This is a genomic window from Geodermatophilus sp. SYSU D00814, assembly GCF_054050055.1.
In genome coordinates, this window is the sequence record NZ_JBJGYP010000022.1 from 1 (window position 1) to 21942 (window position 21942).

Annotated in this window: 23 protein-coding genes and 1 pseudogene; 7 read left to right on the top strand and 17 right to left on the bottom strand. The window is 77.4% G+C overall.

The features are described from left to right. Positions 1–113: 113 nt before the first annotated feature. From ACI780_RS17280 to ACI780_RS17335, 12 genes and pseudogenes are all read right to left on the bottom strand, one after another. Positions 114–689: a MerR family transcriptional regulator gene (locus ACI780_RS17280; protein WP_456872821.1), complete on the bottom strand. Its 576-nt coding sequence runs from the start codon at positions 687–689 to the stop codon at positions 114–116. A gap of 257 nt (positions 690–946) precedes the next feature. Beyond that, entirely contained in the window at positions 947–1432 is a 486-nt protein-coding gene (locus ACI780_RS17285) for a bifunctional nuclease family protein (protein WP_456872820.1), read from the bottom strand. Positions 1433–1524: 92 nt separating this feature from the next. Next, positions 1525–1980, bottom strand: coding sequence for a hypothetical protein (locus ACI780_RS17290; RefSeq protein WP_457004573.1), 456 nt, complete (start codon positions 1978–1980; stop codon positions 1525–1527). Between the two features lie 186 nt (positions 1981–2166). Further along, positions 2167–2469, bottom strand: a pseudogene (gene ftsR, locus ACI780_RS17295) (transcriptional regulator FtsR); the annotation flags it as partial. 18 nt (positions 2470–2487) lie between these two features. Beyond that, positions 2488–3006 (bottom strand): oxoglutarate dehydrogenase inhibitor Odhl, encoded by a 519-nt coding sequence (gene odhI / locus ACI780_RS17300; protein WP_176449933.1) that lies wholly within the window; start codon positions 3004–3006, stop codon positions 2488–2490. Positions 3007–3266: 260 nt separating this feature from the next. After that, positions 3267–3671, bottom strand: a complete 405-nt coding sequence (gene gcvH, locus ACI780_RS17305; RefSeq protein WP_457004479.1) for a glycine cleavage system protein GcvH — start codon at positions 3669–3671, stop codon at positions 3267–3269. Between the two features lie 52 nt (positions 3672–3723). Then, positions 3724–4620, bottom strand: a complete 897-nt coding sequence (locus ACI780_RS17310) for a DUF881 domain-containing protein (protein WP_457004481.1) — start codon at positions 4618–4620, stop codon at positions 3724–3726. Then, positions 4617–4949 (bottom strand): small basic family protein, encoded by a 333-nt coding sequence (locus ACI780_RS17315; protein WP_456872817.1) that lies wholly within the window; start codon positions 4947–4949, stop codon positions 4617–4619. The genes ACI780_RS17310 and ACI780_RS17315 overlap by 4 nt, the downstream gene beginning before the upstream one ends. 3 nt (positions 4950–4952) lie before the next feature. Then, positions 4953–5852 carry a DUF881 domain-containing protein gene (locus ACI780_RS17320; RefSeq protein ID WP_456872816.1) on the bottom strand — a complete coding sequence of 300 codons (900 nt, stop codon included), beginning with the start codon at positions 5850–5852 and terminating at the stop codon, positions 4953–4955. Continuing rightward, positions 5849–6526: a CDP-alcohol phosphatidyltransferase family protein gene (locus tag ACI780_RS17325; RefSeq protein WP_457004484.1), complete on the bottom strand. Its 678-nt coding sequence runs from the start codon at positions 6524–6526 to the stop codon at positions 5849–5851. Before ACI780_RS17325 ends, ACI780_RS17320 begins: the two co-directional genes overlap by 4 nt. A gap of 219 nt (positions 6527–6745) precedes the next feature. After that, positions 6746–8815, bottom strand: a complete 2070-nt coding sequence (locus tag ACI780_RS17330; protein ID WP_456872814.1) for an elongation factor G-like protein EF-G2 — start codon at positions 8813–8815, stop codon at positions 6746–6748. Positions 8816–9029: 214 nt separating this feature from the next. Beyond that, positions 9030–10010 (bottom strand): zinc metalloprotease, encoded by a 981-nt coding sequence (locus tag ACI780_RS17335; protein WP_457004486.1) that lies wholly within the window; start codon positions 10008–10010, stop codon positions 9030–9032. Between the two features lie 186 nt (positions 10011–10196). Between ACI780_RS17335 and ACI780_RS17340 the strand changes: the two genes are divergently transcribed. Beyond that, positions 10197–10406, top strand: a complete 210-nt coding sequence (locus ACI780_RS17340) for a hypothetical protein (protein ID WP_457004488.1) — start codon at positions 10197–10199, stop codon at positions 10404–10406. A 108-nt stretch (positions 10407–10514) separates the two neighbouring features. Here the strand turns inward: ACI780_RS17340 and ACI780_RS17345 are convergent, their stop codons facing one another. After that, complete coding sequence (locus ACI780_RS17345; protein ID WP_456873164.1) at positions 10515–12029, bottom strand: sensor histidine kinase; 1515 nt, start codon at positions 12027–12029, stop codon at positions 10515–10517. Between the two features lie 110 nt (positions 12030–12139). Between ACI780_RS17345 and ACI780_RS17350 the strand changes: the two genes are divergently transcribed. Beyond that, complete coding sequence (locus ACI780_RS17350; RefSeq protein ID WP_457004490.1) at positions 12140–14734, top strand: HAD-IC family P-type ATPase; 2595 nt, start codon at positions 12140–12142, stop codon at positions 14732–14734. On the opposite strand, the gene ACI780_RS17355 is transcribed toward ACI780_RS17350, so the two are convergent. From ACI780_RS17355 to ACI780_RS17365, 3 genes are all read right to left on the bottom strand, one after another. After that, positions 14655–15284 (bottom strand): AAA family ATPase, encoded by a 630-nt coding sequence (locus ACI780_RS17355; protein ID WP_457004492.1) that lies wholly within the window; start codon positions 15282–15284, stop codon positions 14655–14657. The genes ACI780_RS17350 and ACI780_RS17355 overlap by 80 nt on opposite strands. A gap of 200 nt (positions 15285–15484) precedes the next feature. After that, the gene (locus ACI780_RS17360; RefSeq protein ID WP_457004494.1) at positions 15485–16120 is read right to left on the bottom strand and encodes a hypothetical protein; all 636 of its coding nucleotides are present in this window, start codon (positions 16118–16120) and stop codon (positions 15485–15487) included. 122 nt (positions 16121–16242) lie between these two features. After that, positions 16243–16440, bottom strand: coding sequence for a DUF1918 domain-containing protein (locus ACI780_RS17365; protein WP_456873160.1), 198 nt, complete (start codon positions 16438–16440; stop codon positions 16243–16245). A 225-nt stretch (positions 16441–16665) separates the two neighbouring features. Here ACI780_RS17365 and ACI780_RS17370 point away from each other — a divergent pair, with 225 nt between their 5' ends. From ACI780_RS17370 to ACI780_RS17380, 3 genes are all read left to right on the top strand, one after another. Next, the gene (locus ACI780_RS17370; protein WP_457004496.1) at positions 16666–17586 is read left to right on the top strand and encodes a serine hydrolase; all 921 of its coding nucleotides are present in this window, start codon (positions 16666–16668) and stop codon (positions 17584–17586) included. Between the two features lie 64 nt (positions 17587–17650). Continuing rightward, on the top strand, positions 17651–18121 hold the full coding sequence (locus ACI780_RS17375; protein ID WP_457004498.1) for a hypothetical protein: 471 nt from the start codon (positions 17651–17653) through the stop codon (positions 18119–18121). Between the two features lie 64 nt (positions 18122–18185). Then, positions 18186–18887 (top strand): PadR family transcriptional regulator, encoded by a 702-nt coding sequence (locus ACI780_RS17380; RefSeq protein ID WP_457004500.1) that lies wholly within the window; start codon positions 18186–18188, stop codon positions 18885–18887. 95 nt (positions 18888–18982) lie between these two features. Here the strand turns inward: ACI780_RS17380 and ACI780_RS17385 are convergent, their stop codons facing one another. Further along, a complete protein-coding gene (locus ACI780_RS17385) occupies positions 18983–19867 on the bottom strand; it encodes an alpha/beta fold hydrolase (protein WP_457004502.1) in 885 nt (294 codons plus the stop codon). A gap of 107 nt (positions 19868–19974) precedes the next feature. Here ACI780_RS17385 and ACI780_RS17390 point away from each other — a divergent pair, with 107 nt between their 5' ends. Both ACI780_RS17390 and ACI780_RS17395 read left to right on the top strand, forming a co-directional pair. Beyond that, positions 19975–20157, top strand: a complete 183-nt coding sequence (locus tag ACI780_RS17390) for a hypothetical protein (protein WP_456871759.1) — start codon at positions 19975–19977, stop codon at positions 20155–20157. A 74-nt stretch (positions 20158–20231) separates the two neighbouring features. Beyond that, positions 20232–21926 (top strand): CocE/NonD family hydrolase, encoded by a 1695-nt coding sequence (locus tag ACI780_RS17395; RefSeq protein ID WP_457004504.1) that lies wholly within the window; start codon positions 20232–20234, stop codon positions 21924–21926. The last annotated feature ends 16 nt before the right edge of the window (positions 21927–21942 follow it).

The window sequence follows — 21942 nt, forward strand, 5'->3', positions numbered from 1 at the left end:
GGGGCGGGCGATGATCAGGGTCCCTGATCGTGCGGCGTCCTCCCGCACGTCCCACCGTGAGGGAGGACGCCCGACGACCAGGTCACCTGATCATCGGCGGACGGCGGCTGCGGTCAGGCGGGCTGGGCGCGGCGTGCGCGGCGCATCGCCAGCTCGTCGTCGGCGGCGTGCAGCGGGGCGCCGTCGAGCCGCTCGGCGGGCAGCTCGGCGAGCTCACCGGACAGCTCGCGCAGCGCACCGGAGACGGCGATGCCGAAGACGCCCTGCCCGCCGGCGAGCAGGTCGACGACCTCCTCGGCCGACGTGCACTCGTAGACCGTGGCCCCGTCGGAGAACAGCGTGACGTTGGCGAGGTCCTTGATCCCGCGGTTGCGCAGGTGGTCGACGGCCCTGCGGATGTTCTGCAGCGACACCCCCGTGTCGAGCAGCCGCTTGACCACCTTCAGCACCAGGATGTCGCGGAACGAGTACAGCCGCTGGGTGCCCGAGCCGGTCGCACTGCGGACCGAGGGGGCGACCAGGCCGGTACGGGCCCAGTAGTCCAGCTGGCGGTAGGTGATCCCGGCGGCGGCACACGCCGTCGGGCCGCGGTACCCGACGAGGTCGGTGTCGACCTCGTCGTAGTCCGTCGCCCCCACGGCGGCGTCGCTGAAGAGCTGACCCTGGGAGCCCTCGCTCTGGTCGCTCACGTCAGCGGTCCTCCTTCGCGTGCCGTCGCGGGCGCGACGGCCGTCCCGGTCCGATCCGCTTCCCCTCGGATCACACCGGTGTTGTCCGCGACCGTAAGCCGGGCCCCCAGGGCGGTCAACTGACGCGGGCGGCGTGTCGCAGCACTCACCCCGACCGGGTGGTATCGGCAGGACCGGCGCCGGACTCCAGTCGGCGCACGACGCACGGGACGCGTGTGACGAACGGGACGGGTGGGGTCCCACCCGCCACGCGACGGTCAGGCCCCGCCGGAGCCCGAGCCCGCGCCGAAGTCCTCCGGCGAGATCTGGTCGAGGAACTCGCGGAACTTCTCGACCTCGTCCTCCTGCTCGTCGGGGATCTCGATCCCCACCTCGTCGAGCAGCTCCTCGGCGCCGAAGATCGGCGCCCCGGTGCGCACGGCCAGGGCGACGGCGTCCGACGGGCGGGCGCTGACCACGCGGTCGTCGCCGAAGACGAGCTCGGCGATGTAGATGCCGTCGCGCATCTCGGTGATGTTGACCGCCTCGAGGGTGGCGCCGAGCGCGCGCACCACCTCGCGCAGCAGGTCGTGGGTCATCGGCCGCGCAGGCCGGACCCCCTGCTGCTCGAAGGCGATGGCCGCGGCCTCCACCGCACCGATCCAGATGGGGAGGTACCGCTCCCCCTCCGTCTCCTTGAGCAGCAGGATCGGCTGGTTGCCGGGCAGCTCGACCCGGACCCCGACGACTCTGAGTTCCTGCACGGTGTTGCTCCCTCAGCTGCGGCGGTACGGGTGGACACCGGTGCGCACCGGAGCGGGCGGGCCCGGCGGCGGTGTCCACCGTACGCCCGGAGTCACGGGCGCAGGAGGTCCCGGAGGCGCGCCTCGAGCAGGGCGCGGTGCAGCTGCGCCGACAGCGCCGACAGCTCGGCGAGCTTGTCGGCGGCCCGCGCGCGGGCGTCCTCGGCGCGCGAGCGCAGCACCGGGGCGACCAGCTGCTCGACCAGCCCGGCCTCCCGCTCCGCGCCGGTGCGGAACACCCGCAGGTGCCGCGGCTCGATGCCGTGCCGGGCCAGCCCGGCGGCGGCGCGGGCGATGGGCAGGTCGCCGGCCGGGTGCCGCCCGTCGGCGTCGGGGGCGAGCAGGCCGAACTGCACGCAGTCGGCCAGCTGCCCTGGCTCGAGACCGGCGGCGCGGGCGAACTCGGCGGCGTCCAGGGGCGCGTCGGCGTCGGTCCCGGCGTCGGTCCCGGCGTCCGCCGGGGCGTCCGGGACCGACGCGGCCGCCGGCGACGGCCCGGGGGCCTGCACCGCGGGGGGGGGGGGGGGGGGGGGGGGGGGGGGGGGGGGGGGGGGGGGGGGGGGGGGGGGGGGGGGGGGGGGGGGGGGGGGGGGGGGGGCGGGGGGGGGGGGGCGGGGGGGCGGGGGGGGGCCGGGCCCCCCCGCGGCCGCCGGCGAGGGCCGGGGGGCCTGCACCGCGGGGGTGCCGGTGCCGGGCACCGGCAGCCCCCGGTCGAGCGCGTCGAGGTGCTCCTTGATCACCCGCAGCGGGAGGTAGTGGTCCCGCTGCGCGGTGAGCACGTACCGCAGCCGGTCGACGTCGGCCCGGGAGAACTTCCGGTACCCCGACGGCGTCCGCTGCGGAGCGACCAGCCCCTCGCTCTCGAGGAACCGGATCTTGCTGATGGTCACGTCGGGGAAGTCGTCGCGCAGCGCGGTCAGCACCGCCCCGATCGTCAGGCGCGGGGTCCGGACGTCGGCGACGCCGTCCCCGGACGCGCCGGCAGGCGCTCCCGGCACCGGATCAGCGCGCCCGCGTCAGCGGCCGGCGGGCTCGCCGGTGCGCGGGCCGGTCAGGTAGACGAGGCGGAACTTGCCGATCTGCACCTCGTCACCGCCGGCCAGGGTCGCGACGTCGACCGGCTCGCGGTTGACGTAGGTGCCGTTGAGGCTGCCGACGTCGTGCACCGAGAAACCGCCGCCCTCGCGGTGGAACTCGACGTGGCGGCGGCTGACGGTCACGTCGTCGAGGAAGATGTCGCTGTCGGGGTGCCGCCCGGCGGTGGTGACGTCCTGGTCGAGCAGGAAGCGGCTGCCGGCGTTCGGGCCGCGCTTGACCACCAGCAGGGCCGACCCGGCCGGCAGGGACTCCACGGCGCCCGCGTGGGCGTCGGCGCCGGGCTCGACGACCTCGGGGACGTCGCCGGTGTCCTCGCCGCCCACCTTCGGGATGACGCTGGTCGACTCGCCGACCCGCTCCTGGGAGAGGGCGGCGCCGCACTGCGCACAGAAGCGACTGCCCTCGGGGTTGTCGTGGCCACAACGAGTGCAGTGCACGTCTGTTCTCCTCCGGTGCAGGGGGCACCGCCGCGAGCGTTCCTGCCGCGGGCGGCCGGCGGACGACGGTCCGGTCGGTGCCGTCGTGGGTCGGCCGCCGCGCGTCGCACGGCGGGCCGTTGGTCATGGAACCAGCGGTCGTCCCGAGGGTCAACCGGACGTCGAGGTGTCGTCACAGCAGCCCCATCGGCCCGGCCGGGGGCCGGCTCCGGGGGCAGTCTAGTGATCGTCCCGGGGCGGCCGACGGCGGTGGGGGGCGGTCAGGACGCGTCGACCAGCGCCTGGTAGGAGGCCGCGTCGAGCAGGTCGGCGGTGGGGTCGCCGCCGTCCCCGGCGACGGTGATCTCGACCAGCCAGCCGTCCCCGTAGGGGTCGGCGTTGACCGTCTCCGGGGCGTCGGTGAGCGCCTCGTTGACCGCCGAGACGGTGCCGGCCACCGGCGAGTACACGTCGGAGACGGACTTGGTGGACTCCACCTCGCCGATCGGGTTGCCGGGGCCCACCTCCTCCCCCACCGCGGGCAGCTGGACGAACACGATGTCGCCCAGGGCGTCCTGCGCGTGGTCGGTGATGCCGACCCGGACGACGGTCCCCGCACCTCCGCTCCCCTGCACGAGCGCCCACTCGTGCTGGTCGGTGTAGCGGCGGTCGTCAGGGGTGGTCATGCGGCGTCGTCTCCGATCGGGTGGGGTGCCGGCGCCGCGGGGCCGCGGGGCTCTAGTCGCCGGGGTCGGGCTGAGCGTATTGAGGCTCGTCGAGGGGCCGCAACGCGTCGACGACGACCCGGTCGCGCTGCTCGATGTCCACGCTGCCGCCCTGCCGGCCGACCCGGTCGACCACGCCGCCGGGGATGCTCATCGCCGTCCGCAGGTCGGCCGCCGAGCCGATGACGACGATCTCGTAGGGCGCGGTCACCGGCCGGCCGTCGACGCGCAGGTCGCCCGGGGTGCCGGTGACGGCGGTGGACACGCCCACCCGGACGCCGTCGATCTGCATGGTCTCCGCGCCCGCGCCGCGCAGCTCCTGGACGGCGTCGAGCAGGTCGGCGACCCGCACCCGGCCCTCCGGGTCGCGGACGGTGATCACCAGCCCCGGCCCCTCGGCGGCGACGGTGCCGTTGAGGACGGCGAGGGCGTCCGCGCGGGAGCGGGCGTCCTCGAGGGCGGCGGCCGACCGGCTGTCGGTGTCGGACAGCTCGCGCAGCGCGCCGCGCTGGTCGGCGATCTGGGCGCGCAGCCGGTCCTCCTCGCTGTCGAGGTCGTCGAGGATGGCGACCAGCTCCTCCTCGCGGGCGCCCTCGAGCGCCTGCCCGGTGTCGGTGCTGCGCACCTGGACGGCGATCGCGAAGCCGAGCAGCGCGGTGAGCACGGCGATGAGGGACCCCGCGACCAGCGACCGGCGCCGCCGCGCGCCGTCGGCCGGCGGAGGGACAGCGGGAGCCGGGACGTCGGCAGCCGGGGCGTCGGGTGCCGGGACCTCGGCAGCCGGGACCTCGGGTGCCGGGGCGTCAGGGGCGGGGTCCGCGGGCGGTGCGTCGGCGGGAGCGCGCCGCGGCACGTCGTCGGGCGCGCCGTCGTCGGGGACGGCGGCGTCGGGGGGCGGGGTGCCGGTCATGCCCGGAACAGGTGCCGGCGGATGGCCGCGGCGTTGCCGAAGATGCGGATGCCGAGCACGACCACCACGGCCGTCGACAGCTGCGCGCCCACCCCCAGCTGGTCGCCGAGGAAGACGATCAGCGCGGCGACGACGACGTTGGACACGAACGAGATGACGAACACCTTGGCGTCGAAGATCCCGTCGAGGGAGGCGCGGGCGCCGCCGAACACCGCGTCGAGCGCGGCGACCACCGCGATCGGCAGGTAGGGCTGCAGCCACAGCGGGACGGTCGGGTCGAGGACGAGGCCGAGGACGATGCCGACGGCCAGCCCGATGACGGGGATCACCGGTCAGTCCCCCGTCGCACCGTCGTCGGCGGGGGTGGCGGAGCGCAGTTCGGGGGTCCCCCCGGCGGGCACGGACAGCTCGTCCTCCTGGGCGAACTCGAAGCGCAGGCCGTAGACCTCGGAGATGGCGGCGAGCGCGCCGACCTCCGGGCTGGCCAGGAACTGCGACCGGAGGTCGTCCGGGTCGCCGATCGCGCTGACGAGGTAGGGGTTGGTGACCGGGCGGAAGTCGACGAGGACCGCCTCCCCGGCGAAGCGGATCGCCGACGTCGGCCCGAGCCGCTGGCCGTTGATGGCGACCGCCTCCGCGCCGGCGGCCCACAGCGCGTTGACCACCAGCTGCAGGTCGCCGTCCTGGACCCGACCGCGGGCGTCGTCCTGGGTGCCACCGCCCACCGGGTCGGCGTCGGCGTCGGGCTCGGCGTTGGCGAGGGTGACCACCAGGCCGGGGCCGCTGACGGCGACCAGCCCGGCGGCGAGCTCGGCGGCGTGCAGGTCGTCGATGGCGCGCTGGCCGCCGGCGCTGGCCGCCAGCGCGTCCGCTCGGGCCCCGGTGACCTCGTCGCGCAGCCGCTCGAGCTCGGCGGTGAGGTCGTCGGCGGTGGCCGACTGCACCTGGATCTCGTCGACCAGCTCCGCGCGGACCTGCTCGCGGCCCTCGGCGCCGGTGGCGGCCTGGTCGTAGGTGACCGCCGCCAGCAGGCCGGCGACCGCCATGGTGGCGGCGACGGCGAGCGGGCCGACGCGGCGCCGGGCCGGCCGGTCGGGCGCCCCGGCCGCCGCGCGCGCCCGGCGGGCCTCGGCCGCGCGGGCGTAGGCGGGGTCGAGGGTCTCGGCGAGCACCTGGTCGAGCAGCGAGGCGCCCATCGAGCGCGGGCCGCCCGCGCGCCGGGCGGTGGTCACGGCGCGGGACGGGCCTCCGCGCCCGCCGCCTCCCGCTCGGCGCGCACCAGCCCGACCACCTGCACGACGTAGAGCACGCCGGCCAGCACGTAGAGGACCCCGCCCCAGATGGTCAGCGCCCACGCGACCGGCTGCACCCACGCCCAGGCACCGCCGCCGTCGGCCAGCAGCAGCAGCGGGAAGGCGTAGAGCAGGATGAAGGTCGCCGCCTTGCCCAGGTAGTGCACCTGCAGCGGCGGGTACCCGTGGCGGCGCAGCACCAGCAGCATGACGCCGAGGACGACCTCGCGGCCGACGAGCACGGCGACCACCCACAGCGGGACGACGTCGCGCAGCACGAAGGCGATCAGCGTGGCGACGATGTAGAGGCGGTCGGCGGCCGGGTCCAGCAGCGCGCCGAGCCGGCTGGACTGGCCGAGCAGGCGGGCGAGCTTGCCGTCGGCCCAGTCGGTGACCCCGGAGACCATGAGCACGACGACGGCCCACCCGTCGGCCTCGGGCCCCAGCAGCAGGTACAGGAACAGCGGCACGCCGAGCAGCCGCAGCACCGACAGGAGGTTGGGGAGGGTCCACACGCGGTCGGGCAGCTCGTTGCGGTCGGCTCCCGGGGTCCCCGGCGCCGTCCGGCCGGGGGACGCCGGGACCGCGGCCGACGACCCCTGCGACGACGTCACTGCTCCTCCACCCCGCTGCACACCGTGCCCGAGGCTAGTCGAAGGACCCCGCTGCCCCCCGCCACTCACACCCTCGCGGCGGGCCCCTGCAGCGGGGCCGTTCCAGCACCTCCCCTGCCCCCCGCCACTCACACCCTCGCGGCGGGCCCCTGCAGCGGGGCCGTTCCAGCACCTCCCCTGCCCCCCGCCACTCACACCCTCGCGGCGGGGGCCCGACGACTAGGCGGGGACGGCGACCAGGGACGCCGGTGCCGGCTCGTGGCCGAGCGGACGGCGGCTGAACGAGCCGGTGCCGTGGCTGACCGAGCGCAGCGCCCCGGCGTAGCCGAGCAGCTCGATCTCGGGTACCTCGGCGCGGACGGTGGTGCGGTCGCGGTCGGGGTCGGCGTCGCTGCCGGTGACCCGGGCGCGGCGGGAGGACAGGTCGCTCATCACCGCGCCGACGTGCTCGCCGGGGACGACGACCGCCACCTCGCACCACGGCTCGAGCACCTTGGTGCCGGCCGCGGCCGCCAGCTCGCGCACGGCCAGCGCGCCGGCGGACTGGAAGGCGGCGTCGGAGGAGTCGACCGAGTGGGCCTTGCCGTCGACGAGCACGAAAGCGACGTCGACCAGCGGCCGGTCGTCGTGCACCCCCTTGGCCGCCTGCGTGCGGATCCCCTTCTCCACGCTGCCGTGGTACTGGCTGGGCACCGCCCCGCCGACGACGCGCTGCGCGAAGGTGATGCCCGACCCGGGCGGGCCGGGCTCGGCCTCCACCACGACGACGGCGTACTGCCCGTGCCCGCCGGACTGCTTGACCAGCCGGCCGGTGGCCTTCGCCGGCCCCGCCAGCGTCTCCACCATGGGCACCCGCACCGGGACGGTGGTCACCGCGACGCCGTGGCGGGTGCGCAGCCGCTCGAGCAGCACCTCGCCGTGCGCCTCCCCGACGCACCACAGCAGCAGCTGGCCGGTGTCGCGGGAGCGCTCGACGCGCAGCGTCGGGTCCTCGGCGGCCAGCCGGGCCAGCGCCGGGCCGAGCCGGTCCTCGTCGGCGCGGGAGGCGGCCTCGACGGCGACCGGGTGCTGGGGCACCGGCAGGTCCCACGGCGGGACCAGCCGCGGGTCGCCGGGTGCGGAGAGGGTGTCGCCGGTCTCGGCGGAGGTCAGCCGGGTCACCGCGCACACGTCGCCGGCCGGGCAGGACGCGACCGGGCGCAGCGTCGACCCCAGCGGGGAGGAGATGGCGCCGATCCGCTCGTCGACGTCGTGGTCGGGGTGGCCCCGGTCGGCGCCGCCGTGCCCGGAGACGTGCACCGGGGTGTCGGGGGTGAGGGTGCCGGAGAACACGCGCAGCAGGGAGACCCGGCCCAGGTAGGGGTCGGTGGTGGTCTTGACGACCTCGGCGACCAGCGGGCCGTCGGGGTCGCAGGCCAGCGCCGGGGCCGGGGAGCCGTCGGGGCGCGACACCGGCGGGCAGCCGTGCTCCATCGGGCACGGGAAGCCGTTGACGATCAGGTAGAGCAGCGCGTCGAGGCCGATGCCCTGCAGCGGGGCGGCGCACAGCACGGGGTGGAAGTGGCCGCGGGCGACGGCGGTCTCGAGGTCGTTCACCAGGTCGCCCTGCACCAGCTCGTCGCCGGCGAGGTAGCGCTCCATGAGCGCCTCGTCCTCGCTCTCGCCGATGATCCCCTCGATGAGCTCGCTGCGGAGCCGGTCGGCGTCGGGGGCCTGCGCGCCGGGCTCGAGCAGGTTGACCACCCCCTGCACCGAGCCGTCGGGACCGCGGTCGACGAGGTGGACCGGGTAGACGCCGGCGCCGAGGACGGTCTGGCACAGCCGCACGGTCTCCTCGACGTCGGCGCGCGGCCGGTCGAGCTGGGTGACGACGACGGCGCGCGGCATGCCGACCGCGGCGCACTCCTCCCACAGCTGCACGGTCGCCGCGTCGACCCCGCCGACTGCCGAGACGACGAACAGGGCGGCGTCGGCGGCGCGCAGCCCGGCGCGCAGCTCGCCGACGAAGTCGGGGCTGCCGGGGGTGTCGAGCAGGGTGATCCGGGCGCCGTCGTGCTCGACGGTGGCCACCCCGAGGGTCACCGAGCGCTGCTGGCGGACCTCGACCTCGTCGCTGTCGAGACAGGTGGTGCCGTCCTCGATGCGGCCGGCGCGCGGCAGGGTGCCGGTCGCGGCCAGCAGCGCCTCGGCGAGGGTGGTCTTGCCGGCGCCCGAGCGGCCGACCAGCGCCACGTTGCGGACCCGGCTCGCCTCGCGCGGGGCGGGCGCCGGGGACACCTCCCTACCCACGGCGGGCTCCCGCGCGGTGGCCGTCCTGGTCGGGTTCGGGCACGGGGACCTCCCGGGGTCGTCAGGGGTGTGGTCTCGGTCACAACCCTGCCCCGCGACGTCACCGCACGGCAAGACCCCCGGCGGCCGGGAGCACGACGGGGCCCGGACGACGCACGCCGCCCGCGGGGGGACCCCGCGGGCGGCGTGCCGGTGAGAGGAGGCGGTGCGGCGGTCAGGCCGCCGACGGCGCCCGGTAGGCCTCCCAGGCGTTGCTCATCCGGGCGACCTGGCCGGCCGAGAACGTGTTCATGCAGAAGTCCTCGGTGTAGTCCATGAAGTTGGTGATCGGGTCGGTCCCGGGGTCGCGCGGGCAGCTGTCGCGGCCGGCGTCGGCCTCGCACTCGAAGGCGGGCAGGGCCTCGGCCGGGGTGTCGGGCACGTAGTCGCCGGGGCCGGAGCAGCCGCCCTGGAAGGTGTGGAACAGCCCCAGCCAGTGGCCGACCTCGTGGGTGAGGGTGTCGCCCTGGTCGTAGAGCTCGGCGGTGCCGCCGGGCATCGACTCGTCGAGGATCACCACGCCGTCGGCCCACAGCTGCCCGCCCTTGGCCTTCTGCGGGAAGGTCGCGTAGCCGAGCAGCCCGCCGCCGATGGAGGCGACGTAGACGTTGAGCGTCTCCGGGCCGCCCACGCGCAGCGCGGACTTGGCGGCCCGCTCCTCCTTGCTGCCCGGCACCAGGCTCGCCCACGCGGCGTCGACGGTGTACGTCGTCTGCTCGGGGTCGTAGGTGAAGACGAACGGCGTCGCCGGCGAGCCCGCCGCGGCGCCCTCGCCGGCGTAGGCGTCGTTGAGGACGTCGACCTGCGCGGCGATGAGCGCGTCGAAGCGGGCCTCGTCGACGGGCTCGGCGCTGATGACGTGGAAGACCGTGGGGACGGTGACCGAGCCGGCCTCGAGCACCGGGCGGGTCTTCGGGTTGCCCAGCGCGGCGGCCTGGTGGGTGGAGACGGCGTTGGGCTCGGCGCGGGTGGCCCCGGGGCGGACGCGGGCCTCCTCGGTGCCGGAGCCGACGTCGTCGGTGTGCACGTCGGTGCACGCCTCCGCGGCGCCGGCGGACGGAGCGGCGGCGTCGACCGTGCCGGCCGCCGGGGCGGTCGTCAGGGCCAGCGCCGCCGCGGCGCCGAGGGTGAGGGCGGTCCGGCGCAGCCGGGTCATGGGTGCCTCCGCAGGGAGCTCGGTCGGACGGGCCCCCGCCTGCTGGGGGCGGGGTGCGCGGAGCCAACCACACACCGGTACCGGGCGGTCTCGTCGGGCGTGTCGCAGGTCACGTCCGGCGCTCCGGCGCGCCCGCTGGCGGCCGCCCCGGGGCGGGGTCCCGGCGGGGTCGGCGAGACTGCGGCGGTGACGAGCCCAGCGGGCGGGTACGCCGCCGGCCGGGACCAGGAGAGCAGCCGGGCGCACGCGGTGCCCCGGGAGGCCGCCGACGGGCCGCCGCCGTGGGTGGCCGCCTGCGGGACGCCGGTCGCCGTCATCCAGGGTTCGTGGGCGGGCCGCCGCGGGCTGGGCTCCGAGGACGTGTGCCCCGACTGCCGCCGCCTCGCCCCGGCCTGAACCGCTGTCCTGGCTCACCCCGACGCGACCGGCCGTCCTCCCTCACCCGGGCGCGTCCTCCCGCACGTCCCACCGTGCGGGAGGACGCCGCACGATCAGGTCACCTGATCATGCCGAGAGGGCCGCGACCTCCTCGGCGTCGGGCTCGGCCACGGTCGCGCCGGGCAGCCGCACCGTGAACACCGTGCGGCCCGGGACGCTGCCGACGGCCACGGTGCCCCCGTGCCCGGCGACGACGGCGGCCACGATCGCCAGGCCGAGGCCCGTGCTGCCGCTGGCCCGCGAGCGCGAGGAGTCCCCGCGGGCGAAGCGCTCGAACACCCCCGGCTGCTGCTCGGCGGGGATGCCCGGGCCGTCGTCGACGACCTCCAGGACCGCCTCGCCGCCCTCGGCGCGCAACCGGGTGGTCGCCGTCGTCCCCGGCGGGGTGTGCGTGCGGACGTTGGCCAGGAGGTTGGCCAGCACCTGGTGCAGCCGGGCGGCGTCGCCGGGCACCAGCACCGCCGCCGGCGGCAGGTCGACGCGCCAGCGGTGGCCGGGGCCGGCGGCGTGGGCGTCGCTGACGACGTCGAGCACCAGGCCGGTGAGGTCGACGTCGGCGACGGCCAGCTCGCGGCCGGCGTCGAGGCGGGCGAGCAGCAGCAGGTCGTCGACCAGCCCGGACATGCGCACCGCCTCGGCCTCCACCCGGCGCAGCGAGACGTCGGCGTCCTCGGGTAGCCCGCCGCGGCGGCGGACCAGCTCGGTGTAGCCGCGGATGGAGGTGACCGGGGTGCGCAGCTCGTGACTCGCGTCGGCGACGAAGCGCCGCAGCCGGGTCTCCGAGGCCTGCCGGGCGGCGATGCCGGACTCCACCGAGTCCAGCAGCCGGTTGAGCGCGGCGCCCACCCGGCCGACCTCGGTGTGCGGGTCGGTGTCGGCGGCCGGCACCCGGTCGGGCAGCCGCACCTCGCCGCTGGACAGCGGCAGCTGCGCGACCCGGCCGGCGGTGGCCGCGACCCGGTGCAGCGGGCGCAGCGTGCGCCCGATCACCGCCGAGCCGACCAGCCCGGCGGCCAGCAGCCCGAGCAGGCCGACGGCGACCTCGACGACGACCAGCCGCAGCACCGCGGCGTCGACCGAGTCCAGCGGCAGGCCGGTGACGATGACCTCGCCGTCGCCGGCCGCGGTGGCCACGACGCGGTAGGAGCCCAGCGGGCCGAGGGAGACCGTCCGCGGCTGCCCGTCGGCGTCGACCCGGGCGAGCTGCGCGGCCTCGGCCTCGGTCAGCGCCTCCCCCTCGCCCTCCCGGCCGATGACGGCGGCCTCGGTGACGGTGCCGTCCTCGACCCGGGCGCCCAGCGTCCCGTCGCCCTGACCGGGCACCACGAGGAAGTCCGGGCCCTGACCGTCCCAGCCCTCCCAGCCGGGCCAGCCGGGGTACCCCGGCCCGCCGGGACCCTCGTCGGCCTGCGCGGAGCGGTCGACGGCGGCCGAGAGCCGGTGGTCGACCTGGCCGAGCAGCTCCCCGCGGACGGCGGTGGTCGCCGCTCCCCCGACGACGGCGAGGACCACGGCCAGCGGCACGAGGAAGGCGCACAGCAGCCGGGTGCGCAGGGACCACCGCCGGGCGCGCGTGCTCATGCGACCACGCTGCGCGGTGGACCTGCACGTTGCCTGGACGTCGGTGGGGAGTCGGCTGGGGGCGCCCGGCGCGTCGTGCCGGGCGCGGCGGGGGCTGTCAGAGTCGGCGGGTGCAGACCGGTACGCAGGACGACGCCCGCCGCACCGGGCCGCCGCCCGGGTTGTCCGCGGCCGAGGCGCGGGAGCGCCACCGCAGGGGCGAGGGCAACGTCGCGGTCAGCGCGTCCTCGCGCAGCTACGGGCGCATCCTGCGGACCAACGTCTTCTCCTTCTTCAACGTCATCCTGTTCACCATCGGCGCGGCGCTGCTGGCGCTGGGCCGCTACAGCGACGCGTTCACCAGCGTCGGCCTGGGCCTGGTCAACGCCGCGATCAGCGCGGTGCAGGAGATCCGCGCCAAGCGCAAGCTCGACCGGCTGCAGCTGCTGGCCCGCGGCACGGTCACCGTGGTCCGCGACGGCGCCGGCACCGAGGTGTCGCCGGAGGAGGTGGTGCGCGGCGACGTGCTGCGGCTGCGGCCCGGCGCGCAGGTCGTCGTCGACGGGCCGGTGCTCTCCGGCCGGCTGGAGGTCGACGAGTCGCTGCTGACCGGCGAGTCCGAGGCGCTGCCGAAGGCCGACGGGGAGGACCTGCTGTCGGGGTCGTTCGTCGTCGGCGGCGAGGGCCTGCAGCTGGCCCGCGACGTGGGCGCGGCCTCCTACGCCGGCCGGCTGACCGCCGAGGCCCGCCGCGCCTCCACCGACACGACGCCGCTGCAGCGGCGGATCGACTTCGTCGTCCGGCTGGTGATGCTGCTGGTCCTGCTGATGAGCGTCACGATCCTGGCGCAGGCCGCCCTCGAGGGCTTCACGTTGGTGCGGACGGTGCAGACCACCGCGGTGCTCTCCGGCCTGGTGCCCTACGGCCTGTTCTTCCTCGTCGCGGTCGCCTACACGGTGGGCGCGGCCAGGAGCGCCGGCCGGGGCGCGCTGGTGCAGCAGGTCAACGCGGTGGAGTCGGTGAGCAACGTCGACGTCGTCTGCACCGACAAGACCGGCACGCTCACCACCGGCCGGCTGTCGCTGGCCGCGCTCACCCCGGTGGGCCCGCTCGGCGACGCCGCGGTGCGCCGGCTGCTGGGGACCATGGCCGCCGGCGTCGGCGCGCCCAACCTGACCAGCGCCGCGCTGGCCGCGGCGCTGCCGGCGCCGGCGCCGGCCGAGGTGCGCGAGGAGGTGCCGTTCTCCTCCTCGCTGCGGTGGAGCGCGCTGCGCACCGCCGACGCGGTGCTGGTGCTCGGCGCGCCCGACGCGCTCGCCCCGCGGCTGACCGGCCCGCCGCTGGGCGCCCCGGTGCGCGAGCTGACCGGGCGGGGGCTGCGGGTGCTGGTGTTCGCCCGCGCCGCCGCCGAAGCCCCGCTGCGCGACGCCGCCGGGCGCGCCGCGCTGCCGCCGCTGGAGCCGCTGGCGCTCGTCGCGCTGGCCGACGAGCTGCGCCCCGACGTCGTCGACACCCTCGCCCGGCTCACCGCCGACGGCATCGCCGTCAAGGTGGTCTCCGGCGACGACCCGGCCACGGTCGCGGCGCTGGCCCGGCAGGCCGGGCTGGAGCCGGGCGAGCCGGTGGCCGGCCCCGCGCTGCGGGACCTGCCGGAGGACCGGCTCGACGCGCTGGTCGAGCGGACGACGGTGTTCGGCCGGATCGCCCCGGAGCAGAAGGAGCGGCTGGTCGACGCGCTGCGCCGCCGCGGTGCCTACGTGGCGATGGTCGGCGACGGGGTCAACGACGCCCGCGCGCTCAAGCGGGCGCAGGTGGGCGTGGCGATGGCCAGCGGCAGCGCGGTCACCCGCGACGTCGCCGACATCGTGCTGACCGGGGACTCGCTGGGCGCGCTGCTGCCCGCCGCGCACGAGGGCCGCCGGATCATCACCGGGATCAGCACCTCGATGCAGGTGTTCCTCGCCCGGGTCGGCACGCAGGGGCTGGTGATCCTCGCCGTCACCATGCTCGGGCTGGGGTTCCCCTACTCCCCCGCCAACGTCGGGCTGACGCTGCTGACCGTCGGGGTGCCGACGCTGTTCCTCACCGCCTGGGCGCGGCCGAGCGCGCCGGACCCGCACCTGCTGACGACGCTGTGGCGCTTCGTGCTGCCGGCGGTGCTGGTGACCGCCGCGGGCGGGGTGGCCGTGTACGCCCGGCACTACCGGGTGCTGCTGGACGCCGTGAACGCCGGCGGCGACGGTCCCGCGGAGGTCGTCGCCGACTTCGAGCGCTGGACCGGGGTGTCCTCCGACGACGTCGGCTTCGCCGAGGCGGTGGCCACGATCGGCGCGCAGACGGCGCTGTCGACGTTCGTCTCCTACGCGGCGTTCCTGCTGATCCTGTTCCTCAAGCCGCCGAACCGGTGGTTCGCCGCCTGGACCCGCCCCGACGGCGACCGCCGCCCGGCGCTGCTGGTGGCGGTGCTGGTCGTCGTGTTCTCGGCCGGGCTGTTCTGGCCGGCGTTCAGCGACTACTTCGGGCTGACCGAGGCCGCCGAGCCGGTGTTCCAGACGGTGCTGCCGAGCCTGGTGCTGTGGTTCGGCCTGCTGACGGTGGCCTACCGGTTCCGGCTGCTGGAGCGGGCGCTGGGCCTGACCGGCCCGCTCAGCCCCGCGCCCGGTCCGGACCGGGATCCGCGCGCCGAGCGGCGGGCAGGGCGGGGCCGAGGAGCTCGGCGAGCGTGAGCCGGGCCGCCCGGGGGCGGTCGAGGACGACCACGTCGGGTCCGGCGGAGGCGGTCCGCATCAGCCGTGCCCAGCGCAGGCCGTGCCGGTGCATCCGCCCGTCGGGGATGCGGCGGCCGCGGATCCGCTGGCCGTCGGCGGCGTCCTCGGGTGAGACGTCGAGCAGCACCAGGCGGACGGCCCGGCCGGCGGCCCGCGCGGTGCCCAGCACGACCGGCCGCCACCAGCGGCTGGTCCACGGGTCGGCGAGCACGACGACCGGGTCGCTGCCGGCGAGCGCGGCCAGCACCCGCAGCCGGTGCTGGGCGTGCACCAGGGGGCGCACCAGTGGGTAGGGCAGCACCGAGCCGGTGCGCCAGCGGGCGGCGACCTGCTCGGAGTCCACGGAGCGCACCCCCGGGACGCCGTCGCGGAGCAGCCGGCGCACCATGGTCGTCTTGCCGCTGCCGGGCAGCCCGCCGACGACGACCAGGGCGCGCGCGGCGTCCCCTGCGGGCGCCGGCACCTGCCCGGGCACGGGTCCCGGCAGCGGCATCGTCGCGGTCGGCACGGCTGTCTCCTCGGTCTCCCCCGCGCGGCGGGCGGGCTGGCGGCGGACGCTACCCCGCGGCACGGCCCCGTGGCCGCCGTCGGCACGCGCCGTCACCCCGCCGCGGGGACCCGCTCCGGGCGAGGTGACGTGCGGGAACGGCCCCCTCGCAGGGGCCCGCGCCGAGCGGAGCGAGGCGTGGGGGGCGAGGAGGTCCTTGTTCAGTCGCCGTGGCCCCAGCCGCCGTGCCAGCCGCCCCAGCCGTCCCAGCCGTCGGGGTCGCCGTCGCCGTCCCCGTCGACGTCCCAGGGACCCTCCCAGTCGCCGTCCCACGGGCCGGTGGCCTGCACCCACTCGGTGATGCCGCTCTCCAGGTCGGCCAGCCACTCGTCGGCCTGCTCCTGGGTGAGCCGGCCGTCCTCGACGGCGGTGGCGATGCCCTCCCGCGCCTCCTGGACCAGGGCGGCGACGAGGTCCTCGACCGCCACGCCCTGCGCCTCGGCGACGGAGGCGAGGCTGGCGCCGTCGGCCTCGAGCGCGGTGCGCAGCTCCTCCTCGGACAGGCCCAGCGTGTCGGTCAGCGCGGTGGAACCGCCCCAGCCCCAACCCCAGCCCCAGCCGCCGTGCCAGCCGTCGTGCCAGTCGCCGTCACCGACGGTGGTGGCGACCCGGTCGGCCTGCTCCTGGGTGATCGTCCCGTCCTCGACCAGCCCGGACAGCGCGTCGCGGATGCGGTCCTCGGCGGGACTGGCGGTGCCGGTGGTCGGGTCGTCGTCGGCGACGGCCGGGACGGCGAAGGCCAGACCACCGACGGCCAGGGCACCGGCCGCGGTCGCCATCACGAGCTTCTTCCGCACGGGACACTCCTCGCCTCGGGCGGCCGGCTCCTCCGGCCGTCGCCTGCGAGCGTCGGGCAGTTTCCTGTGACCTGCCTGTCAGCCGGCCGTGGCGGGACTGTGTGCCCGCTCCCGGGAGGCGCTCAGCCGGCCGCCGGCTCCGGCACCACCGAGCAGGTCCCGGCGGGGATGAACACCCCGGTGTGGCCGTCGGAGTCCCACTGGACGACGTAGGGCGGCGCCCCGCGCTCGCCCCGGACCTCCAGCACCCGGCCGGTGCGCTCCGGCTCTCCCTGGTGTGTGGACCGGACGACGATCCGGTCCCCGACGCGTGCCTCCACGGCGACCTCCCAGCGGCGTGCTCCCGGCGGCGTGCTCCCGGCGGCGTGTTCCCGATGACGTGTTCCCGATGACGTGTTCCCGATGACGTGGCCCTGCCGTCCCCCCGAGGGTGCTCTCCACCCGGCGGCCGGGCAAGGGCCCGCGACGCACGGGCGTCACCGCATCGGTGGAGGCCGCACCGCGCCGTCCACCCGGATCCCCGCCGCGCGGTGCACGCTGGTGGCGTGAGCGGATCGCGCCTGGTCACCGCGGCGGTGCCGGTCGTGCTGGCGTTCGTGCTGGCGATCGGCTCGGCGGGGGTCCGGGACGGCGGGGCCGGTGACCCCGCGTCCGTGGCAGCCGCCGCGGAGGTGCCCGCCCGACCGGCTGTCGCGGTGGCCGGGCCGCCCGTCCCGGCCGCACCGACCCCGCCGCCGGCGGCGGTGGACGCCGCCGCGCTGCTGGCCGAGGTGCAGGCGGCGGCCGCGGCCGCGGGCGGGTCGATCGACCTGGTGGTCGTGGCGGCCGACGGGACCCCGCTGGTCTCCTCGGCGGGCGCCGGTGACGCCGTCTACAGCGCCTCGCTGGTGAAGCTGCTCGTCGTCGGGCGGCTGCTGGAGCTGCAGGCGCGGGGCGAGGTCGTGCTCACCGACCTCGACCGCTCGCTGATGGAACGGGCCGTGGTGCGCTCCGACGACGCCGCGACCAGCCTGCTGTGGGACCGGTGGGACGGCGCGGCCCTGGTCGGCGCGGTCGTGACCGAGGCCGGCCTGGGAGCCACCGCTCCTCCCGCCGTCGCCGGGCGGTGGGGCGAGGCGACCACCAGCGCGGCCGACGTCGCCGCCCTGCTGTCCGGGCTGGCCACCACCCTCGGCCCGGGCCCGGCGGCCACCCTGCTCGGGTGGATGCGGGCCACCTCCGCGACCGGCACCGACGGGTTCGACCAGCGGTTCGGGCTGCTGGCCGGCGGGGCGGCCGGGACGGTGGCGGCCAAGCAGGGCTGGATGTGCTGCGTGGACCGCAGCCGGCAGCTGCACTCGGCGGGGGTCCTGCCCGGCGGGGAGGTGGTGGCGCTGCTCGGCGACTTCCCGGCGGCGACGTCCTGGGGCCGGGCACGGGCCGCGCTCGACACCGCCGCCGCCGCGGTGCGCGCCGCGGTCGACTGAACCGTCCAGCGATCCCCCAGGTGCCGCCCAGGCCGGCGACAGCCCGGGCGGCCAGCGTCCGGGCATGGACGGCGCCACCGACCGCTGGCTGTTCGACCCCGACACCACCCGCGCGCTGGTGCTGGCCCGCCGCTCGCCCGGCGGCGGCCCGGTGCGCGACGTGGTCTCCGACGTCGTCTGGGGCGAGGTGGTGCGCCTGCTGCGCTGGGCGGCCGCGGCCGGGTCGGCGCCGGCGGCGCTGCGGATCGGCACCTGGTGGCGGCTGGCCGCCGGGTGCGCCGCGCTGCTGCGCCGGCTGCCCGCGCTGAGCGCCGAGATCGCCGAGCCCTGGTCGCTCGACCCCCCGCCCGCCGTCGACGCCGGGACCCCCGCCGCCGGCCGGGTCGGCCTGGTCGCCCACCGTCTCGCCGCGCTGCTGCGCTCCGGGGAGCCGGTCGCGCTGCGCGCGCTGGCCGCCGAGGTCGACGCACTGGGCGAGGCCGCGGTGCAGGCCATCGCGGCGACGAGCCTGGACACCGTGACGACCGATGCATAGCGATGTATCGTTACTGTCATCCGATACGTCTGGAGGACGCATCGACCCACCGAGAGGACCGACCGTGCACGACGATCCCCGCTTCGAGGGCTGGCGACCCGGCCCCCGTTCCGGCCACGGCCACACCCACCGCCACCACGGCCCCTTCGCCGCCTTCGGACCCGGCCCCGGCGGGCCCGGCCCCGGACCCGGTCCGGGCTTCGGCCCCGGGTTCGGCCCCGGCCCCGGCTTCGGGTTCGGGTTCGGCCCAGGCTTCGACCCGGCCGCCCGTCACCGCCGCCGCGGCTGGGGCCGCGGGCGGGTGCCGCGCGGCGACGTCCGCGCCGCCGTCCTGCTGCTGCTGGCCGAGCAGCCGATGCACGGCTACCAGCTCATGCACGCCATCGGCGAGCGCAGCGGCGGGCGCTGGACGCCCAGCCCGGGCGCGATCTACCCGACCCTCGCCCAGCTCGAGGACGAGGGGCTGGTCACCGTGACCGCCGAGGCAGGCCGCAAGCTGGCCACGCTCACCGACGCCGGCCGCGCCGCCGTCGAGGAGCTGCGCACCGCCGGCACCGACCCGTTCGCCGGCGCCGCCGCCGGTGCGCCCGGGGCCGACCTGCGCGGGCTGCTCGACGAGCTGCACGGCGCGGTCCGGCAGGTGGCCCGCACCGGCACCGAGGCCCAGCTGACCGCCGCGGCCGACGTGCTGGCCCAGGCCCGGCGCGCGCTGTACCTGCTGCTCGCCGAGGGCCCCGACTCTCCGCCGCCGCCCGCGGCCGAGTGACCCGCCGCGCCGGGTCGCGTCGTGTGCACGCGACGCGACCCGGCGCGCCCGGCCGGCGCGCTCCGTGCACGGAACGCGCCTGGGGACGACGGCGGTCAGGCCGCGGCGTCGAGCACCCGGCGCAGCGCCGCCGCGAACGCCTCGGGCTCGCCGGTCTGCCCGTACTCACCGCCCAGGAAGCCGTCGTGGCCACCCGGGAGGACCACCGGCGCCGTCCCCAGCCGCTGCGCCACGCCCTCCCCGGCCCGGTGGGCGAGCTCGCCGTCGGACGTGGCGCCGACGGCGATGACCACCCGGGTCGGCGCGGCCCGCAGCGCGGCGACGTCGTGCTCGTGGTGGGTGCAGGTGAGCAGGTTCTGCCCGAGCAGCACGTCGTCGCGGGAGCCGTCGTCGCCGGCCGGCAGGCCGAAGGTCGCGGGGTCGGGGAGCGGCCCCAGGTCGGCGGGGACGAGGCCGCGGTGGGCCACCAGCCGGATGAACCCCGCCATGCCCGCCGCCCAGCCGTCGCGCCGGTAGGCCTCGGCGACCGCGCGGGTGGCCGAGGAGGCCTCCGCCCGGTCCGGCAGCACCGCGAGCGACGGCGGCTCGTGCGCCACCAGGGTGCCCACCAGCTCCGGGCGGGCGACGACGAGCTCGAGGGCGTTGACCGCCCCGCCGCTGCTGGCGAACACGTCGGCCGGCCCGCCGCCGACCGCCTCGAGCACGCGGGCGAGGTCGTCGGCGTGCTCCTCCGGCGTGCTCTGCGCCGCGCCGTCGGTGCGCCGGCTGCGCTCCACGCCGCGCGGGTCGTAGGTGACCACCGTGCGGTCGGGGAAGTACTCGGCCAGCGTGGTGAACCCGGCCGCGCCCATCGGCGAGCCGACCAGCAGCAGGACCGGCGCATCGGGGCTGCCCGGCGCGGCGGGCCGGACGTCGTAGGTGAGCTCCGCACCGGGGACGTCGAGGAGCTGGGTGCGGATCTCGCGGGTGGGGGTGGTCATGGCGGCCTCCGGGGCGGTCGGTCCTCGCGTGCGGGTCGGGGAGGGAGACCGCCGCCGGCGCCGGTTCTCATCGCTGCGCGACGCGGGCGGTCGTGCCACGCTCCGGCATGGCCTTCGACCTGCACCGGACCGACGGCGAGGTGCTCCGCTACGACGACGCCGCCCGGTTCAGCTTCACCGCCACCGGCCACCTCGTCGTCTACGACGCCCGCGGCAACAAGACCGTCTACAGCCACCACAGCTGGGACCGGATCGAGGAGCCGGTGCCACCGCCCCGCCCCATGCGGTGAGCGGGCACCCGCCGGGCGGCCCTGGCACGGTGAGCGAGGGCACGGTGACCGGGTCGGGCGGCGGGAGGACGGGCGTGGGCGCACTGGGCAGGCTGGGCGGGTTGCTGGCCGACGCGGCGCTGGGCCTGCCGCTGCGGGCGACGGCGTACACCGTGGAGCGCGACGTCGCCGTCCCGATGCCCGACGGGGTGACGCTGCTGGGTGACCACTACCGCCCCGCGGCCGCGGCCGGCCCGCTGCCGGTCGTGCTGGTCCGGCTGCCCTACGGCCGGGCGGGGGTGTTCGCGCACGCCTTCGCCGCGCCCTACGCCCGGCGCGGGTTCCAGGTGTTCGTGCAGTCCACCCGCGGCACCTTCGGCTCCGGCGGGCACTTCCGGCCGTTCACCACCGAGCACGACGACGGCCTGGCCACCCTCGCCTGGCTGCGGGCGCAGCCGTGGTGCGACGGCCGGGTGGCGATGACCGGCGCGAGCTACTTCGGCCACACCCAGTGGGCGGTGGCGCCCTACGCCGACCCGCCGCTGGTGGCCGTCTCCCCGCACGTCACCGCCGCGCGGATCACGGCGGCCTTCTACGACCACGGCGCCCCCGGCCTGGAGAACGCGCTGCGGTGGTCGGTGGCCATCGGCCGGCAGGAGACCGGCGGGCTGCCCGCACCGCTGCTGCGGCCCCTGCTGCGGGCCCGCGTGGAGCGGGCGCTGCGGCTGCTGCCGCTGCAGGCCGCCGACACCGCCGCGGTCGGCGCGCCGGTGCCCTTCTGGCGCGACTTCACCGCGCACGCCGCCCCCGGCGACCCGTTCTGGGACGTCGCCGACCACGACCGCGCCGACCTCACCCGCATGCCCCCGGTCAGCATGGTCACCGGCTGGTGGGACCTCTTCGCCGCCGCGCAGCTCGCCGACGTCACCCGGCTGCACGCCGCCGGCGTCCCGGCGCGGGTCGTCGTCGGCCCGTGGATCCACGGCGAGCCCGGCGAGCTGCGGGCGGCGCTGCGCAGCGACGTGACCTGGCTCGACCACCACCTCCACGGCGGCCCGGCACCGCGGGGGGCGCCGGTGCGGCTGTACCTGCAGCAGGCCGGGACCTGGCTGGAGTCGCCGACCTGGCCGCCGCCGGGCAGCCGGCCGGTGCACCACCACCTGCGCGCCGGCGGCGGGCTGACCGCCGACACCGGCGACGAGACGGGCGACGAGACGGGTGACGAGACGGGTGACGGGCCGCCCAGCCGGTTCACCCACGACCCCGCCGACCCCACGCCGAGCGCCGGCGGCCCGCTGCTCGAGCGGCCGGGCAAGCAGGCCGACCAGCACGCCGTCGAGGCCCGCGACGACGTGCTGGTCTTCACCGGCCCGGTGCTCGACGGCGACGTCGACGTCGTCGGGCACGTGCGCGCCCGCGTCCACGTGCGCCCCGAGCTGCCGCACGCCGACCTGGTCGTCCGGCTGTGCGACGTCGACCCGGCGGGGGTCTCGCGCAACGTCGTCGACGGCATCCGCCGGCTGGACCCGGGCAGCGTCCCGGCCGCCGACGTCTCCGTCGGGGCCGACGGGGTGCTCGCCGTCGACGTCGAGCTGTTCCCCACCGCCTACCGCTTCCGAGCCGGGCACCGGCTGCGGGTGCAGGTCGCCGGGGGCGCGTTCCCCCGGTTCGCGCGCAACCCCGGCACCGGAGAGCCGTTCGCCACGGCGACCACCGGCCGGCCGTGCGGGTTCACGGTGTTCCACGACGCGGCGCACCCGTCCCGGCTGGAGCTGCCCGTCCTGCGCTGACGGGTCCCGGACACGC

What these genes read in the sequence shown, in the direction of transcription:
- gcvH (WP_457004479.1), bottom strand. Translation starts at nt 3,671, where the DNA reads ATGACCACCCCTGACGACCGCCGCTACACCGACCAGCACGAGTGGGCG.
- ACI780_RS17390 (WP_456871759.1), top strand. Translation starts at nt 19,975, where the DNA reads ATGGCCTTCGACCTGCACCGGACCGACGGCGAGGTGCTCCGCTACGAC.
- ACI780_RS17385 (WP_457004502.1), bottom strand. Translation starts at nt 19,867, where the DNA reads ATGACCACCCCCACCCGCGAGATCCGCACCCAGCTCCTCGACGTCCCC.
- ACI780_RS17345 (WP_456873164.1), bottom strand. Translation starts at nt 12,029, where the DNA reads ATGAGCACGCGCGCCCGGCGGTGGTCCCTGCGCACCCGGCTGCTGTGC.
- ACI780_RS17375 (WP_457004498.1), top strand. Translation starts at nt 17,651, where the DNA reads ATGGACGGCGCCACCGACCGCTGGCTGTTCGACCCCGACACCACCCGC.
- ACI780_RS17335 (WP_457004486.1), bottom strand. Translation starts at nt 10,010, where the DNA reads ATGACCCGGCTGCGCCGGACCGCCCTCACCCTCGGCGCCGCGGCGGCG.
- ACI780_RS17310 (WP_457004481.1), bottom strand. Translation starts at nt 4,620, where the DNA reads ATGACCGGCACCCCGCCCCCCGACGCCGCCGTCCCCGACGACGGCGCG.